Origin of the sequence: Winogradskyella litoriviva, from assembly GCF_013249065.1 — a bacterium.
GTDB lineage: Bacteria > Bacteroidota > Bacteroidia > Flavobacteriales > Flavobacteriaceae > Winogradskyella > Winogradskyella litoriviva.
The window spans coordinates 417,439-433,794 of record NZ_JABRWQ010000004.1 but is presented as its reverse complement, the minus strand read 5'-3'; the positions used below and the strand labels follow the sequence as shown (position 1 = coordinate 433,794).

Below are 16,356 nucleotides of genomic sequence, written 5' to 3'. Positions count from 1 at the left end.
ATATCTATTAAATTCATTTCAATTAATGATAGAAAAAAAAACAAATACAATAAACTATTTACGTTTTAAGTTGATTAGTTTTGGTTTTCTATTTGCGATATTCTTGGTCTCTTGTAATTTCAATGTCTCAGAAAATACAAGTTTAGATCCAAAAGAAAAACAATATAATGCTATTATTAATACAAGTCAATTTGCTTTTCCTAATGGAAAATTAAAGTGTTTAGTAATGAGCTTTGATGATGGTCCGGAATATGACCGTTTGTTGGTTGAAAAACTTAATGATGCTAGTATAATTGGTACTTTTCATTTAAATTCAGCACGTTTAGGACAAAAAGCAGAATGGTTGAGTTCAGAATTTAATACTAACGTTACGTTTGTTTCAGAATCTGAAATAGCAAATCTTTATAATGGTCATGAAATTTCGGGACATGGTGCTCATCACAATGGTTTAAACAATCAAAAAGATTCAATCATTTTAGCGGAAGTTGGTTCAGATTTAAAAAAATTAAACGAATTAAAAGGAGCGAATCATAAGCCAGTGGAAGGATTAGCGTATCCATTTGGAGCTTATGACGATAAAACCTTGGAAATTTTACAACAGTTGAATGTAAAATACGCCAGAACAACTACTTCAACGCATAATTTTGAATTACCAAGCTCTAATTTTTTAACACTAAATCCAACCTGTCATGTTTTAGAAGCGCCTAATTATGCTAATTATTTTAGGTATAGTCAACCTAATGAAATGCAGTTATTAAATATTTGGGGTCATAGTTATGAGTTTCATAACCATTGGGAATTAGCAGATTCGCTATGTAATATTCTTGGGAATCAAAAAGACATTTGGTATGCACAAACTATTGAGGTTGTGGATTATTTAAATGCTATTAAAAACTTAGAGTATTCCAAGGGTAAGGTTTTCAATCCATCTAAAACTATTTCTGTTTGGGTCAAAAATGAAAAGGGCAATTTTATAGAATTATTACCACAGCAAAGTATGTTAGTGCCTTTTAAGAGTTCTTATATAAAGGAAAGTCATATTGATAGCTTGTATCCAAGTGATTCAACCCAAATTAAGTATCATGGGCTTTGGACAAATGTACATTATAAACAACGGATAGCTCAATTTAAAAAGACACCACTAAATTTTGGAGATATTGTATTTGTTGGTAATAGCATTACAGAACAAGGCGAAAATTGGGGCAAAAAATTAAAATTAAAAAACGTAAAAAATAGAGGGATTGCAGGTGATGTTACAGATGGTGTTTTAAAACGTTTGGATGAAATTATCTATTACAAACCTAAAAAGATACTATTGTTAATTGGTATTAATGATTTGTTCAACTTGCATTATCAAGAAGAAATTCCATCTGCTGAATATATAGCGAATAATATCATTAAAATTACAGAAATCATTCAAAATAAATCTCCAGAAACAAAAATTTATCTGCAAACTATATTGCCAACTTCAAAAGATTTCATGGCAGAAAATATTAATAAAGTGAATTCCATAATTAAGAATCATGAGAGTGATGAGAATTACAAAATCATCAATCTATTTGACGAATTTGCAAACGAAAAAGGTTTATTAAAAGCCAATCTTACCACAGATGGAACCCATTTAAATGATTTGGGTTATAAACATTGGGTTGAAAAATTGAAAAGCGATAAGGTGTTTGATAAATAGATACAATTTTATTTTAATAATTTATGTTGCTTTTAGTACTCGAAATTTAATTATGATAGCAATATAAATCCAATTATTACCTATTTTTGGTTCCTTATTATGATAGCAACTTACCACAAATATATTCTAGACTTTATACGACCAAGCGGTACATCGAGAGGTGTAATGACGACCAAAGAAACTTGGTTTATTGTTATTGAGAAAAACGGTAAAACTGGAGTAGGAGAGTGTGGTATTTTAAGAGGTTTATCTATTGATGATAGACCAGATTATGAGACTACCTTAAAATGGACATGCAATAACATTGCTTTAGGTTTAGAGACACTTTTAAATAAACTTATAGAATTCCCGAGTATTCAATTGGGCCTAGAAACGGCTTTTAAATCTTTAGAAAGTTCTGATCAATTTAATTTATTTCCGTCAGATTTTACATCAGGAAATGATTCAATACCAATAAATGGTTTAGTTTGGATGGGAAGTGAGGATTTTATGCGTACTCAAATTAAAGAAAAGATTGCAGCTGGTTTTGGTTGTATAAAACTAAAAATAGGCGCAATAGACTTTCAAACAGAATTAAATATTTTAAAATCTATCCGAAAAGAGTTTTCTGTTAATGACATTGAATTGAGAGTTGATGCCAATGGTGCTTTTGCTCCAAATGATGCTATGGAGAAATTAAAACAACTTTCAGAATATCAATTGCATTCCATAGAACAACCCATAAAACCAAAACAATTTGAAGTTATGGCTCAATTGTGCCAAGAGACACCTTTGCCAATTGCTTTAGACGAGGAATTAATTGGTGTGTTTTCATTTAAATCAAAAGAAGATGTACTTCAAACTATAAAACCACAATACATAATTTTAAAGCCAAGTTTGGTAGGAGGATTTGCAGGAAGCCAACAATGGATTGATATCGCAGAAAATTTAAATATTAGTTGGTGGATAACAAGTGCTTTAGAAAGCAATGTAGGATTAAATGCAATATCGCAGTGGACATATACGCTAAATAATAAAATGCCTCAAGGATTAGGTACAGGAAGTCTATTTAGTAATAATTTTTCTTCGCCATTAATAGTAAAAAATGGTACTTTGCGTTATAATTTAAATAAAAACTGGAATTTTACTTTATGAGCATGAATTATATACAACAAGCCTACAAAGGACTACATGAAGGATGGCGATATTTAATAGGTACAATTATTATTATCATTTTTGTAATAGCTGGTCAGATACCATTTACGGTTGCCGCAATTGTAGAAGCTAATAATCAAGGACTTAACTTGTTTGAGTTAGATGAAAGTACCATGATGGGTATTTTAGAGTCTAATCTTAATTTGGCACTGATGTTATTATCATTTGCAGTTGGTCTTGTAGGAATATTTGCAGTAAATAAATGGTTGCACAAAATGACCATTACGCAATTAACTACAGCACGTAAGAAAATAGATTGGAAACGTTTTTGGGTTATATTTTTTGCTTGGGGAATTTTATCTTCAGGTCTAGTTTTGGTTGATTATTTTATGGCACCAGAAAACTATGTATGGAATTTTGATTTAAAGAATTTTTTAATTTTAAGTGTTATTGCTATTGCCTTGGTACCGCTTCAAACCAGTTGCGAAGAGTATTTGTTTAGAGGTTATTTAATGCAAGGTTTGGGTGTAATTACCAAAACAAAATGGTTCCCTTTAATTGTAACATCTATTGTTTTTGGTATGTTACATATTGCAAACCCTGAAGTTGAAAAATTAGGCTATGTAATTATGATTTATTACATAGGAACAGGTTTATTTCTAGGTATAATCACCTTAATGGATGAAGGAATGGAATTGGCTTTAGGGTTTCATGCAGCTAATAATTTGTTTACAGCTTTATTGGTTACAGCAGATTGGACAGCGTTTCAAACCTATTCCATATTAAAAGATACATCAGACCCAACTGAAGCAGCACTTATAGATATTGTTATTCCTGTGTTTGTAATATTTCCTTTATTGTTATTCATTCTTTCTAAAATGTATGGATGGACCAATTGGAAAGATAAATTATTAGGAAAAGTCACTGAACCACCAAAAGAAGATTATAAAATAATAGAGTAAATTATGACACCAACTTACGATAAAGTACATAATAGATTTAAATATAACGGACTTCATTTTAGCCATGAAGAGTTAAAAGAAGTTGCCTACAGCCTTGTAAAAGAAGGTAAGCCTTATGAAAAAGTTACTGGTGATTTTTTATTAGATTGGCTCAACAAAGAGGATTACTTGTATGTTACTACATCTGGTTCTACAGGCCAGCCTAAACAAATTAAATTAAAGAAACAAGCGATGGTTAATTCTGCTATTGCTACAGGAAATTCGTTTGGTTTAGAGCCAGGAGATACAGCTTTACATTGCTTGCCTAGTCATTTTATTGCTGGTAAAATGATGTTTGTACGTGCGTTAGTTTTAGGTTTAGAAATAGATTTTGTAGAGCCTAGTGCTCATCCTATTTTTGATTATGAAAAGAAATATGATTTTTGTGCAATGATTCCATTGCAATTAAAAAATACAATTAATCACGTTCAAAATATAAAAACAATTATTGTTGGTGGATCTAAAGTCACTAAACCTTTATTATTAAAAATTAAAGACAGTCTACCTAAGTTTTATGAAACTTACGGGATGACAGAAACAGTTACTCATGTTGCCGTAAGATCTTTAGAATCTAAATCGAGTAATAAAGAAGAATTTTTTAATGCCATTGAAAATGTTAGTTTTTCTGTTGATGATAGAAGCTGTTTAGTTATACATGCTCCTAAACTTGTAAAAGAAGATTTAATAACAAATGATATTGTAGAACTGAAATCTAAAACTAGTTTTAAGCTATTTGGTAGATTTGATAATGTTATTAATTCAGGAGGTGTAAAATTATTTCCAGAGCAAATTGAAGATAAAATACAACCCGTTATCAATCATCGATTTATTATTGGTAGTGAAGAGGACGGTGTGCTTGGTGAAAAATTGATTTTAATAATTGAAAACCCAACAGCTTCTGCTGATGAAATTCTAAAAGCTATTGTGGATTTAAAAGTGTTGACTAAGTTTGAAATTCCGAAGAAAGTTTATACTATAAATAAGTTTTCAGAAACAGTTAATGGTAAAATTCAAAGAGATAAAACTATTAAAGCTGTTTTAGAGAGTTAAATTCTTGAGATAAGTCTATAAGCGAATTAAAACGACTTAACAAACTAAGAAATAAAATATAAAACCAATAAAAAACCCAATGCAATTGCATTGGGTTTTTCTTATTGTTCTAAAATCTGCTTGGATTAGTTTCCTTCAGATAAGTTTTTCATTTCATTTTCAACCATTTCATAGAACTGGTCAATTTTTGGCAATACAACGATACGAGTACGTCTGTTTTTAGCTCTATTTTCAGCAGTATCATTTTCTACTAATGGCACGTAAGAACTACGACCAGAAGCAATTAACTGTTGAGAATTAACACCTAAACTTTCTAATACACGTACCACAGAAGTTGCACGTTTAACGCTTAAATCCCAGTTGTCAATTAATGGAGGCTTGTTGTATGGCACGTTATCCGTATGAGACTCAACCATTGCCTCAAAATCTGGTTTACTATTAATTACCTTAGCAACTTTTCCTAATATTTCGTTAGCTCTTGTTGTTACATTATAACTTCCACTTTGAAATAATAATTTATCTGCAATAGAAATAAATACAACTCCTTTTTCAACATTAATTTCAATATCTGGATCACTTATACCAACTGCTTTTTTAAGACTCGTTACAACAGCAAGTGTTACACTATCTTTTTTAGTTAAAGCATCTTGTAAACGGGTAATTTTTAAATCACGTTCTTTTAAGCTTTCTAATGATTTTTCAAGATTCTCAGCACCTTTTTGAGTTAAGGTTGTTAAGTTGCCTTTAGTATCAATTAAATCTTGGTTAGACTTACGTAAATCCGCTAACTGGTCTTTCATTGTTTCAACACGAGCATTAGCCGCAGCAACATCAGATAAACAACTGTTTAATTTTACAGTAGCTGTATTAAGTAAATCTTGTGTTTCTTGATATTTTTCTTGAAGTGCAACATGCTCTTTTTTAGACACACAAGACGCTAAAAATAACAATGAAAATGCACTTAGTAACATTAATTTTTTCATAATTTATTATAGTTTATATTTTTAATTTTAACATAACAAAATTATACAAAAGTCAACATCACTGCACATGGATTAACAAAAACTTTAACAGTTTTATGAACAATTAAAACGTTCTTCTTTTTTTTATAAAATAAGACCAAACGATGGAGTTACATTCGTAATAATTTGGACGTTTAGGAAGTTGCTTGCGTTGTTTTAAAATTCTTCTTAAATTCTTGTAAAATGAAAAATGAGCCTTTAAAATGGCGAAGAAATGCTGTAGCTTAAATTGTAATAAAAATCTTAAAGCAGCCACTGCATCTAGTTTCATTCTAATTATGGTTTTTATAAACACATTAGAATCGGTATTTTTTACTAATGTAAATAAACTATTTCTAAAGTTAAGATATGTTTTTTTAGAATTGGTGTTACTTAAAGTAGCTCCTCCAACATGATAGACTGTAGAAGCACCAACATATTTAGACTTATAATTTTTATTAAAAGCTCTCCAACACAAATCAATTTCTTCCATGTGTGCAAAATAAGACTCATCAAAACCTCCTAATTCTTTAAAAACCACATTTCTAATAAACAAACATGCACCAGATGACCAAAAAATAGTACTTGTATTATTATATTGACCTTTGTCTTCTTCTATAGAATCAAAAATACGTCCTCTACAATATGGATAGCCAAATTTATCTAAAAAACCACCAGCTGCGCCTGCATATTCAAAATGCGTTTTGTTTTTATAGTCTAATATTTTAGGTTGTATAATCGCTGTGTTTTTGTTTGTTTTAAACTCTTTTAAAATAGGCTGAAGCCAATTCTCAGTTACTTCAATATCACTATTAAGTAAGCAGAGTAGTGGTTCTTTTACAGATTTTAAAGCATCGTTATAGCCTTTGGCATAACCACCATTTTGGGAGTTCTTAATAATTTTTACCGTCGGAAATTCTTCAGATACAAATGCAACAGAATTGTCTGTTGAAGCATTATCTGCAACATATATAGTTGCATCTTGAGAATATTTTAAAACGGAAGGTAGAAATTTCTCAAGTAGAGCTTTTCCATTCCAGTTTAATATAACAACAGCAAAATCTTTTGTTTCAAACATTTAATTGGGTTTATAATCTGGTATGGATTTTAGAAAAGAATAACGCTCATTATCCATATCCATTTCACAATAATAATGATTTAAACCATTAGTTACCATTAAAAAGGTGGCATTTAAAACTAAATTATAACGTGCAATTTGATCAAAAGTCGTTTGGTCAATTTTTATGCTATGAGATTTACATTCTACAATTAAAAAAATACTCCCATCAGTATTAAAAATCACAATATCATAGCGTTTTTTTAAACCATTAATAGTGAGCTCTTTTTCTACATTAATCAATGATTTTGGGTACTTTTTGTTGTTAATTAAAAAATGAACACAATGTTGCCTTACCCATTCTTCGGGTTGGAGAATGACGAATTTTTTCCGAATGACATCAAAAATAGAAACTTTATTTTCTGTACTTTTGAAACGGTATTCAAACTTTGGAAAGTTGAGTTCTTTAAACACGTTAAGACCTTAATTTTTTTCAAAGTTAAAGGAGAAAACCACAAAACACAATATTCAATTCCTTAAATCCTTTTTTTATTTGGTATGAAGCTAAATTTTAAGTGAGGGAATTTTGAATTTAAAACTTGGAATTTTAATCTTTTGGACGAAGTAAAACAACTTGTAGCGGCAATTAAAAAAGGAGACCTTAAACCTATTTATTTTTTAATGGGAGAGGAAGCTTATTACATTGATAAGGTTTCTGATTTTATTGAAGAGAATGTGCTAGACGAAGCAGAAAAAGGATTTAACCAAATGGTGCTTTATGGTAGAGATATTACCATAGATGATATTGTAAGTAATGCCAAACGATACCCAATGATGGCTGAGCGGCAAGTTGTTATTGTAAAAGAAGCCCAAGATTTAAGCAGAACTATTGAGAAATTAGCACAATACGCTGCTAATCCGCAACCTACTACAGTCTTAGTACTTAATTACAAATACAAAAAGCTAGACAAGCGAAAAGCGTTGTATAAAGCCATTAATAAGGTTGGTGTAGTTTACGAAAGTAAAAAAATGTACGAAAACCAAGTTGCGGATTGGATTAGACGTGTTTTGGCAGGACAGAAATATGATATTTCGCCCAAAGCAGCACAAATGCTTGTAGAGTTTTTAGGAACAGATTTAAGTAAAATAGATAACGAACTCAGTAAACTAAAAATTGTTTTACCAAAGGGTACACAGATCACTCCAGATCATATTGAACAAAATATTGGAATAAGTAAAGATTATAATAATTTTGAATTACGAAAAGCTGTAGGTCAGCGTAATATTGTAAAAGCGCATAAAATTGCTAAGTATTTTGCAGACAATCCTAAGGATAATCCTATGGTTGTAACAGTATCTTTATTATTTGGTTTCTTTTCGCAATTATTGCATCTTCATGGTATGTCTGACCGGAATCCAAGAAGCGTTGCATCTGCCTTAAAAGTAAATCCGTATTTTGTAAATGAATATTTAGATGCGGCTCGTAATTATCCCATGAAAAAAGTAAGTTATGTTATTGGAGTTTTACGAGAATTTGATGTAAAAAGCAAAGGTGTTGGTGCTAATGCAATACCTCAAGGTGACTTACTTAAAGAGTTGTTAGTTAAGATATTGGGTTGAGTTTTGGTTTTAATTGTCAATCTATAATTAATCGTTTTGTAATTGATTGATGTGTTTCTTTATTTTGAATTTGAACTAGGTAAATTCCTGTTGATAATTCTGAAATATTCACCTCTGTTTCACTTGAAGTTTTGATTAATTTTCCGTCTAAAGTATAAATTGAAACCACACAATTTTCATCATTTATTTTAAAAAATTCTTGAGCAGGATTTGGGTATAATCCTATACTATTTTGCTCAAAAGATTCAACTTCTAAACTCGAAATATCAAAGTAATAAAGCCCTTGACTATTTGAGTTGTTTTGTTCTGCAGAAATATAATAATCGGTTGCATTAATAGGTGTAATGCCTTCAATTTGTGTGGAATAATTAGTAGGAACCGCAACCGAAGTTTTAGTAAAATTTCCATTTGAAAATAATCCGGAACTAAAACCACTTAATTCTATTAAAAATGCACCATCTAAATCATACCCACAGATTAAAATACTATTATCTAAACTATTGTAAGTTGCACCAGAGACTAAACCTTGGCTCTCAACAGTATCAATATTTGTAATACTATATGTTCCTGGTGTTTTAGAAAGTGGGTAAATATTTGTTTTTCCATCAATCCAGTTTTTACTAAATATATAAAGGTTATTATTATAATGTATAAGGGCTTCGGCATCAAAATTTGTGGCTAAAGGACTTGGAGTATAATCTGTTTGGTTACTGTAGTTAAAGTTAATAATATCCGCTGTTACTGATGTGTTTGCAAAATATTCTGCTATGGGAATCCTGTAGATTTTTAAGTCTGTACGTTCGCCAGTATAATTTCCAATATCACCAATGTAAATGTAGGTGTCATCGTGCGTTAAATCTTCCCAATCTGTGTTTGTAGCATTAGTTATTGTAACGGTTCTCGTAATATTTCCGGTAGTGATGTCAATATCGTAGAGTTGATTAGTAGCATCAGAATCGTTATGAGAAATTAGGGTGTTATTGAGGTAAAGTAATCCTGATGTCTCACTTAATGTTGAATCTAAATTAGATTGTAGCGTTAATTGTTGAGTGTTAACATTAAGAATATTAATTAGAATAATAATATAAAAAATCTTAATCTTCATGAGAGTAATAGTATTTGATTTTGATAAAAATAACTATTATCTTTTTTAACAATTCAATATTAGATTAGAAGACACGTTTTTATGCTAAACTGCAAATAATGAAATAGAATTAAGGGATTTATTTTATAATTCCTATGAAAATGGCAACATAATATAAGCCTGTAAGGATAAAGACTACACCAGCTATAAATCGCATTATTTTTTCAATTTTAGTAATTCGGTTGTAAAAGACTCCAACTTTTCCTGCAGTAAAAGCTAATAAGTAAGTGAATAGAATAACGGGTAAACCTGTTCCAAATGCAAATACAATAGGTAAATAAAGACCATCCGCAGAAGCTATAGTCATTGGAATTAGCATACCAAAGAATAATGCACCACTGTAAGGGCAAAAGGCTAAAGCAAATACAACACCAATAAAAAAGGAACCTAAAAGTCCTTTGTCTTTGAATTTTTCAGATAATTTTTCTTGAAAATTAGATTTCCCAAGGAAGTTGAGTTTAATAATATTTAGCATTATTAAACCTACAATAATTAATAAGGGACCTAAATACTTCTCGCCATTCTGATTAAAAAAACGTGCAATATGGAACTTACTTGCTCCAAAATAGAGGATAACACCGATTATCGTATAACTAAATCCTCTTCCTAAGGAATATAATAAACCACTTAAAAACACTTTTTTCTTGTTCGAAATGTTTTTAGAAATATAAGCTGTTGCAGTAATGTTTGTGGCTAAAGGGCAAGGGCTAATGGCTGTCATTAGCCCAAGTATAAGTGCTGATAATACAGGAATATTATAATTCTCTAAGAGTGATTGTAAAAAATCCATTCTGCTATTATAATAGAATTATAGCGTTTTTAATTCTGTATCAAGCTTGGCTTTTAAGTCTTTAGAAAATGCTTCTTGATCGTTTCCTTCCATAAAGGCAAATTCCGTTAAATCTATTTTAGTTTCTTTTCCGTCTTTAATTACATTTAAAATTAAAGCGGTTCCTGAGGCTTCAAATTTTTCAGCAATTTTTTCGTTTTTTTCGTCATCTACATTTATAACTTGAAATGTGATTTTATTGTTTCTCAATTCGTTTTCAAAATAGGTGTCTAGGGTATATTTTGTATTCACTTCAATGGCATTACACGTCATGCATCTATGTGTAGAATGAAAGTCGTACACTTCAATTTTAGAAACGGATTGGTCTATAGCAGAAGCGTTTTGTTTTTTGTCTTGTTCATTGCAAGAAGTTAGAAGTAAGCCTATGGTAAAGGCAACTAATAATTTAATTGTTTTGGTCATTTTTATAGATTTAAAGTTTATAATAATATGTTGAATAAATAGCCCGAAATAATTATGCATAGTGTAACAACACCAAAAAATATGGCTATAAGTTTTAAGGTCATAACTTTTTTTAAGAGCATGGCTTCTGGTAATGATAACCCAACAACACCCATCATAAAAGCGATGGCTGTACCTAATGGAATACCTTTGGCAACTAAAACTTGAGCAACTGGTAAAATACCAGAAGCATTAGAGTACATCGGAACTGCCAAAATGGTAGCAATTGGTACGGCAAAGAAATTATCTTTAGCCATGTATTTTTCAAAAAAACCCTCAGGTATGTAACCATGCATTAAACCTCCAATAGCGATACCTACAATAACATAAGGAATTACACCTTTTAATATGGTTAAAACTTCATCCCATATTACGGGTAATCTATCTTTTAAAGCTTTTTTATCGGCTATAAAGGCGTCTTGTTCTTTTTGTGCATTGGCTAATAACTCTTTAACCCAAGGTGTTAAATAGCTTTCTAATTTTAATTTTTGAAGTATGTAACCAGAAATTGTACCTAATAAAATTCCACTAGTAACATAGATTAACGTTGTTTTTAGGCCAAAGAGACCAATAAAGAGTCCAATGGCAACTTCATTTACCAATGGTGATGTAATTAAAAATGCAAAAGTAACGCCCAACGGAATACCTCCTCTTACAAAACCTATAAATAATGGCACTGAGGAGCAAGAGCAAAAAGGCGTAACAACACCAAAAAGACTAGCCATAAGATATTCTAAACCATACAGTTTATTGCGAGACAAATAGTTTTTAACCTTATCTATGGGAAAGTAACTATTTACTATTCCCATAAAAAAGATGATAACAAAAAGTAATAAAAGAATCTTAATAGTATCGTAAATAAAGAAGTTAAGCGCTTCTGCTAAGTGTGCACCTTTATCTAGTTCTAAAACCTTATAAACGGTCCAGTCGGCTAAATCTTGAATCCAATCAAACATTTTGAATTGTTTTTATGGTTCCTTCAATATGACAAGACAGTTTTATGGTATTGTAAATGGTACCAAACTTTTCAATATTCTTTTTTAATAAGGCAGTATTTAGCTTTGTGTCGTTACTATGTATGGTTAAATTGTAAATTAGATTTTCCATTCTTGGTGGATTTTCTAGTCGAGTAGCCTTAACTTCAAGGTTTGTTTTTGTGTAGTTAAATTTCATCATAACAGAAAATCGTTCTACATTTTTAAGCATACAAGCAGCAAACGAGCCTAAGAATAATTCCGCAGGATTTGGTAATCTCTCAGCAGTATTTGGTGTTGTTCCAAAATCTATGTTTGATTCTTTTATATGAATAACAGCATCTTCATGTGAGATGGAAGAGGCTTTAATCTGGTAATTCATAACCGGTTCAATTAGTTCAGTAGTGCCAAAATTTCGTTCTTTGAAGGTATTCTACCTTTAATGGTAATAACATCATCTACTACTAATGCTGGTGTAGACATAACATTATATGTCATAATCTCCATAATATCCTCTACTTTTTCAATAGATGCATCAATGTTGTTTTCATTTACTACTTCAGTTACAAGACTTGTCATAGTTTTACATTTAGGACAACCAGTGCCTAAAATTTTTATTACTTTACTCATGGTATATGTGTTTTATAATCTTAACAGATAAATAATTAATTATTAAAAAATATTAATCAAAAAATTGCTGAAAAAGTGTTTTGGCAATTTTCCAGTTCTTTTGATTAATACAGTATTTTATTTTGGGAGGTTTTAATTCTCCTTGAATTAATCCTGCATTTTTTAGTTCTTTAAGGTGTTGTGAAATTGTAGATTGTGCCAAAGGAAATACATCTACTAAGTCTCCTGTAAAACAGCACGATTGATTCTCTAAATGTTTTAGAATAGCTATACGAGTAGGATGTGCTAAGGCTTTTGCATATTTTGCCAAAGCTTCAGTATTCTCTTTGTAGTCTATTTGTTCTAGATTTCGTTTCATTTGACTAATTGCTTATCGCAAATGTACGATTGGTATTTGGGAGAAAATGTGACAAATGTCACCTTTAGAAAAAAATATATAAATTTTAATTTAGTTTAACGCGTTTATTTAGCAATTCTCAATGCTTCAGCATAAGCTATGTTAAACGCACTGCTTTCTATCGCTTTTGCCGCTTTTTCAACATCGTATTCAGCTCTTTTAAAAATTACCTTTATAGCTTTAGGATTAGTAGGTGTAGAATTTTGATTAAGTTCTAATATAGCATAACATAATCTGGTGTCACCATCTTTTGGTTTCCCAACAGAACCAATATTTACAACGTGTTTATATACATTTTTGCTTTTTAAAACACGATGAAACGGTTTATGTGTATGTCCGCATAAAAGAACATCAGCATGCTGTGATTGCATCATTTGTAAAACATCGGCTTCAGGATAATCTTCAACCATATAATCATTAATTGCTTTTACACTACCATGAACCATTAATAAATTAAATGGTTCATGTTTAGTCATAAAATTAAGTGCTAAGTGTCTTGGTAAATTAATTAGGTAGTCTCTATTTTTAGTTGAGACTAATGAACGCGTTAAACCTCTATTTGAAGGTGTTGATTCTTGCACAGCAGGTAATAACAAGGCTTCATCATGGTTTCCCATAATGGTAGGAATATTTCTTTTTCTAATCTCGTTGACCACTTCATTAGGCCAAACGTTATAGCCAACCAAATCGCCTAGGCAATAGATGGCATCAATATGTTCTGATTCTACATCTTTAAAAAAAGCATCTAAAGCTGGTAAATTGGCATGTATATCTGAAAAAAAAGCGATTCTCATTTATGCTGTGGTTTTCGGTGTGTCAAAATACTTCTTTTTCAACCAAAAAGAAACACGGACGAGTAAAATTAAGGCAGGTACTTCAACTAGTGGGCCAATAACTCCTGTGAATGCTTGCCCAGAATTTAACCCGAAAACTGCTATGGCAACAGCGATGGCTAATTCAAAATTATTTCCGGCAGCTGTAAAAGCTACAGCGGCTGTTTTGTTGTAATCCGCTCCCATGGCTTTGGTAAAGAAAAAACCAATGATAAACATTAAACTAAAGTAGATTAATAAAGGAATAGCAATGATTAAGACATCCATTGGGATTTCAACAATTAATTCACCTTTTAATGAAAACATAATCACAATTGTAAATAACAATGCAATTAAAGTCATAGGCGAAATCGTAGGAATAAACTTTTTAGTGTACCATTCTTCGCCTTTAAGTTTTACTAAAATAAGTCGACTTAAAATACCTAAAACAAACGGTATGCCTAAATATATGGCAACACTTTCTGCTATGGTTGCAATAGAAATATGTACTATGGCGCCTTCAAACCCAAAATAGGGTGGAAGTACTGTTATAAATAACCAAGCATAAAAACTATAAGCAAAGACCTGAAAAATACTATTTAAAGCCACTAAACCAGCACCATATTCGCTACTACCTTCCGCTAAATCATTCCAAACTAAAACCATGGCTATACAACGTGCTAAGCCAATAAGAATTAAGCCAACCATATATTCTGGATAATCGCGGAGAAAGGTAATTGCTAAAACAAACATTAAAACAGGTCCTACGACCCAATTTAATATAAGTGATATTGAAAGAATTTTGGTGTTGCTAAAAACCTTTGGTAATAGAGCATAATTAACCTTTGCTAAAGGCGGATACATCATTAGTATTAATCCTATTGCTATAGGAATATTGGTTGTTCCGCTACTAAAAGAATTAATAACATCTGGAAAAGTTGGTGCAAAATACCCAATAGCGACACCAAGTGCCATGGCTATAAATATCCATAAGGTTAGATAACTGTCTAAAAAACTTAATTTCTTTTTCATTACTTATGAGTTGATTTGAGAGAAAATATAGAATAATTCAGTTGCAATTTGAAGACTTCTTTCCATATACTTTTCTTCTTGCAGTGGAGTATTGTCAAAGGCTTTTGGGTCTTCAAACGTAATGGGAATACGTTTATCTGCACCAGGAACAAAAGGGCAGGCTTCATTTGCAGAATCACAGGTCATAATAGCAGCGAACTCTGATTTTGGATTAAAATCATCATCTAATTTCTTAGAAAAACCAATAATAGGATGCTCATTTTGAGTATACTTAATGCTATAAACTGGGTTTTTACCTTCGGAAAGCGTCTTTATTTTAAAACCAGAATTTTCTAAAGTTTGAGCAGCCATAGGAAAAAGCGCAGTAGCTTCAGTTCCTCCAGAATAGCAAAAAACTTTTTTAATGTTGAAATAATTTGCCATGGTTTGCGCCCAAACTTGTGATAAATGACTTCTACGTGAATTGTGTGTGCAAATAAAATTGATGCGAACATCTTGTTTATTTGAAACCTTATTTTGTATAAATTCTATTAAGGGCTGTAATACTATTTTTCTTTCATCGGAAATCGTTTCAGGTTTTAAACCTTGTATTACCGTTTCTATTTCAGAAAAGAGGTTGGATTTTGTGGTTATCATTTTTAGATTATATTTAGGTTAACAACAGTTGCCATCTGGAGAACAGCAAGGTTCGTCATTTAATTCTGATAGTTTTACTTTTGGTTTCTCCGAAGGAATTCCGCATTGGTCTTGAGCTAAGCAATCGGTTTGTTTATTGGTAAGTATAAAACTTTTACCATTAAAATCTAGTCCGAATTTGCCAATAGTATCGCCTTGGTATTCTACTTCAATTTCTAAATCTCCAATACCTAATACTTTCTCAGAAAGCTCAATGATGTCTATTAATTTTTCGGGATGTAATCTGTGGTCGTAGTCATTTGCATTCCATAACTGAAAGTTAACCACTTCTTCATTTCTTTCGGTTCCACCACAATCAATGAAGTGTTTTGTTATTTTACCTACTTCTGTAACATGAAAGTGGCTTGGTACTAGTTCGCCATTTGGCAACTGAAATGAAATTGTTTCTAATTCTTTAAGTTTGTTTTTAATTTCTGATAGTTTCATTTTGTATGTTTTTAATGTGTTTGTAATAGTGTTTAACAACAATTGTCTTTTTCAGAAATATCCTGATTAAGAAATTGAAGCATTGTTGCTTTCATTTTAGTCCAATTTTCAGTATTAATACAGTAGCAAACACTTGTTCCTTCTACGTTTCCTTTAATAAGTCCTAAATGTTTTAATTCTTTTAAGTGTTGAGAAATAGTGGGTTGTGCTAATCCTATTTCGCTTACCAAATCACCACAGTAGCAAGCATCAATTTTAAATAATTGTTGTAGAATGGCTACTCTCGCAGGATGCCCAAATACTTTAGCGAACAAAGCAATTTCGTTTTGTGCATCTGTAAACATTTCTGATTTTGCTAATCCCATAATTCGATATTAATTTGTTTATTGCAATATTACGATTAA

At 30.9% G+C, this 16,356-nt stretch carries 20 protein-coding genes; 5 read left to right on the top strand and 15 right to left on the bottom strand.

Going from position 1 to position 16,356, the window contains the following annotated elements; translation table 11 throughout:
* Window positions 1-25 precede the first annotated feature (25 nt).
* The 4 genes from HNV10_RS10880 (at window position 26) to HNV10_RS10865 (ending at window position 4,872) form a co-directional block, all read left to right on the top strand.
* Window positions 26-1,687 (top strand): GDSL-type esterase/lipase family protein, encoded by a 1,662-nt coding sequence (locus HNV10_RS10880; RefSeq protein WP_173301377.1) that lies wholly within the window; start codon window positions 26-28, stop codon window positions 1,685-1,687.
* Between the two features lie 99 nt (window positions 1,688-1,786).
* Window positions 1,787-2,821 carry an o-succinylbenzoate synthase gene (locus tag HNV10_RS10875; RefSeq protein ID WP_173301376.1) on the top strand — a complete coding sequence of 345 codons (1,035 nt, stop codon included), beginning with the start codon at window positions 1,787-1,789 and terminating at the stop codon, window positions 2,819-2,821.
* 2 nt (window positions 2,822-2,823) lie between these two features.
* Window positions 2,824-3,783: a CPBP family intramembrane glutamic endopeptidase gene (locus tag HNV10_RS10870; protein ID WP_173301375.1), complete on the top strand. Its 960-nt coding sequence runs from the start codon at window positions 2,824-2,826 to the stop codon at window positions 3,781-3,783.
* A 3-nt stretch (window positions 3,784-3,786) separates the two neighbouring features.
* The gene (locus HNV10_RS10865) at window positions 3,787-4,872 is read left to right on the top strand and encodes an AMP-binding protein (RefSeq protein WP_173301374.1); all 1,086 of its coding nucleotides are present in this window, start codon (window positions 3,787-3,789) and stop codon (window positions 4,870-4,872) included.
* Between the two features lie 125 nt (window positions 4,873-4,997).
* Here the strand turns inward: HNV10_RS10865 and HNV10_RS10860 are convergent, their stop codons facing one another.
* From HNV10_RS10860 to HNV10_RS10850, 3 genes are all read right to left on the bottom strand, one after another.
* Window positions 4,998-5,855, bottom strand: coding sequence for an OmpA/MotB family protein (locus tag HNV10_RS10860; protein WP_173301373.1), 858 nt, complete (start codon window positions 5,853-5,855; stop codon window positions 4,998-5,000).
* A gap of 103 nt (window positions 5,856-5,958) precedes the next feature.
* Window positions 5,959-6,951 carry a glycosyltransferase family 2 protein gene (locus HNV10_RS10855; protein WP_173301372.1) on the bottom strand — a complete coding sequence of 331 codons (993 nt, stop codon included), beginning with the start codon at window positions 6,949-6,951 and terminating at the stop codon, window positions 5,959-5,961.
* Entirely contained in the window at window positions 6,952-7,404 is a 453-nt protein-coding gene (locus tag HNV10_RS10850) for a type I restriction enzyme HsdR N-terminal domain-containing protein (protein ID WP_173301371.1), read from the bottom strand.
* Between the two features lie 141 nt (window positions 7,405-7,545).
* Between HNV10_RS10850 and holA the strand changes: the two genes are divergently transcribed.
* On the top strand, window positions 7,546-8,550 hold the full coding sequence (gene holA, locus HNV10_RS10845) for a DNA polymerase III subunit delta (protein WP_173301370.1): 1,005 nt from the start codon (window positions 7,546-7,548) through the stop codon (window positions 8,548-8,550).
* Between the two features lie 16 nt (window positions 8,551-8,566).
* On the opposite strand, the gene HNV10_RS10840 is transcribed toward holA, so the two are convergent.
* The 12 genes from HNV10_RS10840 to HNV10_RS10785 all read right to left on the bottom strand — a co-directional run bounded on the left by HNV10_RS10840 (window position 8,567) and on the right by HNV10_RS10785 (window position 16,317).
* A complete protein-coding gene (locus HNV10_RS10840) occupies window positions 8,567-9,655 on the bottom strand; it encodes a T9SS type A sorting domain-containing protein (protein ID WP_173301369.1) in 1,089 nt (362 codons plus the stop codon).
* Window positions 9,656-9,773: 118 nt separating this feature from the next.
* Window positions 9,774-10,484, bottom strand: a complete 711-nt coding sequence (locus tag HNV10_RS10835) for an aromatic aminobenezylarsenical efflux permease ArsG family transporter (protein WP_173301368.1) — start codon at window positions 10,482-10,484, stop codon at window positions 9,774-9,776.
* 18 nt (window positions 10,485-10,502) lie between these two features.
* Window positions 10,503-10,946, bottom strand: coding sequence for a nitrophenyl compound nitroreductase subunit ArsF family protein (locus HNV10_RS10830; RefSeq protein ID WP_173301367.1), 444 nt, complete (start codon window positions 10,944-10,946; stop codon window positions 10,503-10,505).
* Window positions 10,947-10,963: 17 nt separating this feature from the next.
* Window positions 10,964-11,941 carry a permease gene (locus tag HNV10_RS10825; RefSeq protein WP_173301366.1) on the bottom strand — a complete coding sequence of 326 codons (978 nt, stop codon included), beginning with the start codon at window positions 11,939-11,941 and terminating at the stop codon, window positions 10,964-10,966.
* Window positions 11,934-12,341, bottom strand: coding sequence for an OsmC family protein (locus HNV10_RS10820; RefSeq protein ID WP_173301365.1), 408 nt, complete (start codon window positions 12,339-12,341; stop codon window positions 11,934-11,936). The genes HNV10_RS10825 and HNV10_RS10820 overlap by 8 nt, the downstream gene beginning before the upstream one ends.
* 11 nt (window positions 12,342-12,352) lie before the next feature.
* Window positions 12,353-12,589 (bottom strand): thioredoxin family protein, encoded by a 237-nt coding sequence (locus tag HNV10_RS10815; protein ID WP_173301364.1) that lies wholly within the window; start codon window positions 12,587-12,589, stop codon window positions 12,353-12,355.
* A 52-nt stretch (window positions 12,590-12,641) separates the two neighbouring features.
* Window positions 12,642-12,947 (bottom strand): ArsR/SmtB family transcription factor, encoded by a 306-nt coding sequence (locus HNV10_RS10810; RefSeq protein ID WP_173301363.1) that lies wholly within the window; start codon window positions 12,945-12,947, stop codon window positions 12,642-12,644.
* Window positions 12,948-13,051: 104 nt separating this feature from the next.
* Window positions 13,052-13,780 carry a metallophosphoesterase family protein gene (locus HNV10_RS10805; RefSeq protein ID WP_173301362.1) on the bottom strand — a complete coding sequence of 243 codons (729 nt, stop codon included), beginning with the start codon at window positions 13,778-13,780 and terminating at the stop codon, window positions 13,052-13,054.
* Window positions 13,781-14,830 carry an ACR3 family arsenite efflux transporter gene (arsB, locus tag HNV10_RS10800; protein WP_173301361.1) on the bottom strand — a complete coding sequence of 350 codons (1,050 nt, stop codon included), beginning with the start codon at window positions 14,828-14,830 and terminating at the stop codon, window positions 13,781-13,783. It abuts the gene before it with no gap.
* 3 nt (window positions 14,831-14,833) lie between these two features.
* Window positions 14,834-15,466 carry an arsenate-mycothiol transferase ArsC gene (locus tag HNV10_RS10795; RefSeq protein WP_173301360.1) on the bottom strand — a complete coding sequence of 211 codons (633 nt, stop codon included), beginning with the start codon at window positions 15,464-15,466 and terminating at the stop codon, window positions 14,834-14,836.
* 18 nt (window positions 15,467-15,484) lie between these two features.
* Entirely contained in the window at window positions 15,485-15,952 is a 468-nt protein-coding gene (locus HNV10_RS10790; RefSeq protein WP_173301359.1) for a DUF6428 family protein, read from the bottom strand.
* Between the two features lie 32 nt (window positions 15,953-15,984).
* Window positions 15,985-16,317, bottom strand: a complete 333-nt coding sequence (locus tag HNV10_RS10785; protein WP_173301358.1) for an ArsR/SmtB family transcription factor — start codon at window positions 16,315-16,317, stop codon at window positions 15,985-15,987.
* Window positions 16,318-16,356: the final 39 nt, after the last annotated feature.

Coding starts and splice junctions, on each gene's coding strand:
- HNV10_RS10865 (WP_173301374.1), top strand. CDS start 3,787: ATGACACCAACTTACGATAAAGTACATAATAGATTTAAATATAACGGA.
- HNV10_RS10815 (WP_173301364.1), bottom strand. CDS start 12,589: ATGAGTAAAGTAATAAAAATTTTAGGCACTGGTTGTCCTAAATGTAAA.
- arsB (WP_173301361.1), bottom strand. CDS start 14,830: ATGAAAAAGAAATTAAGTTTTTTAGACAGTTATCTAACCTTATGGATA.
- HNV10_RS10795 (WP_173301360.1), bottom strand. CDS start 15,466: ATGATAACCACAAAATCCAACCTCTTTTCTGAAATAGAAACGGTAATA.
- HNV10_RS10790 (WP_173301359.1), bottom strand. CDS start 15,952: ATGAAACTATCAGAAATTAAAAACAAACTTAAAGAATTAGAAACAATT.
- HNV10_RS10855 (WP_173301372.1), bottom strand. CDS start 6,951: ATGTTTGAAACAAAAGATTTTGCTGTTGTTATATTAAACTGGAATGGA.
- HNV10_RS10840 (WP_173301369.1), bottom strand. CDS start 9,655: ATGAAGATTAAGATTTTTTATATTATTATTCTAATTAATATTCTTAAT.
- HNV10_RS10820 (WP_173301365.1), bottom strand. CDS start 12,341: ATGAATTACCAGATTAAAGCCTCTTCCATCTCACATGAAGATGCTGTT.
- HNV10_RS10875 (WP_173301376.1), top strand. CDS start 1,787: ATGATAGCAACTTACCACAAATATATTCTAGACTTTATACGACCAAGC.
- HNV10_RS10860 (WP_173301373.1), bottom strand. CDS start 5,855: ATGAAAAAATTAATGTTACTAAGTGCATTTTCATTGTTATTTTTAGCG.
- HNV10_RS10810 (WP_173301363.1), bottom strand. CDS start 12,947: ATGAAACGAAATCTAGAACAAATAGACTACAAAGAGAATACTGAAGCT.
- HNV10_RS10835 (WP_173301368.1), bottom strand. CDS start 10,484: ATGGATTTTTTACAATCACTCTTAGAGAATTATAATATTCCTGTATTA.
- HNV10_RS10805 (WP_173301362.1), bottom strand. CDS start 13,780: ATGAGAATCGCTTTTTTTTCAGATATACATGCCAATTTACCAGCTTTA.
- HNV10_RS10825 (WP_173301366.1), bottom strand. CDS start 11,941: ATGTTTGATTGGATTCAAGATTTAGCCGACTGGACCGTTTATAAGGTT.
- HNV10_RS10870 (WP_173301375.1), top strand. CDS start 2,824: ATGAATTATATACAACAAGCCTACAAAGGACTACATGAAGGATGGCGA.
- HNV10_RS10880 (WP_173301377.1), top strand. CDS start 26: ATGATAGAAAAAAAAACAAATACAATAAACTATTTACGTTTTAAGTTG.
- HNV10_RS10830 (WP_173301367.1), bottom strand. CDS start 10,946: ATGACCAAAACAATTAAATTATTAGTTGCCTTTACCATAGGCTTACTT.
- HNV10_RS10785 (WP_173301358.1), bottom strand. CDS start 16,317: ATGGGATTAGCAAAATCAGAAATGTTTACAGATGCACAAAACGAAATT.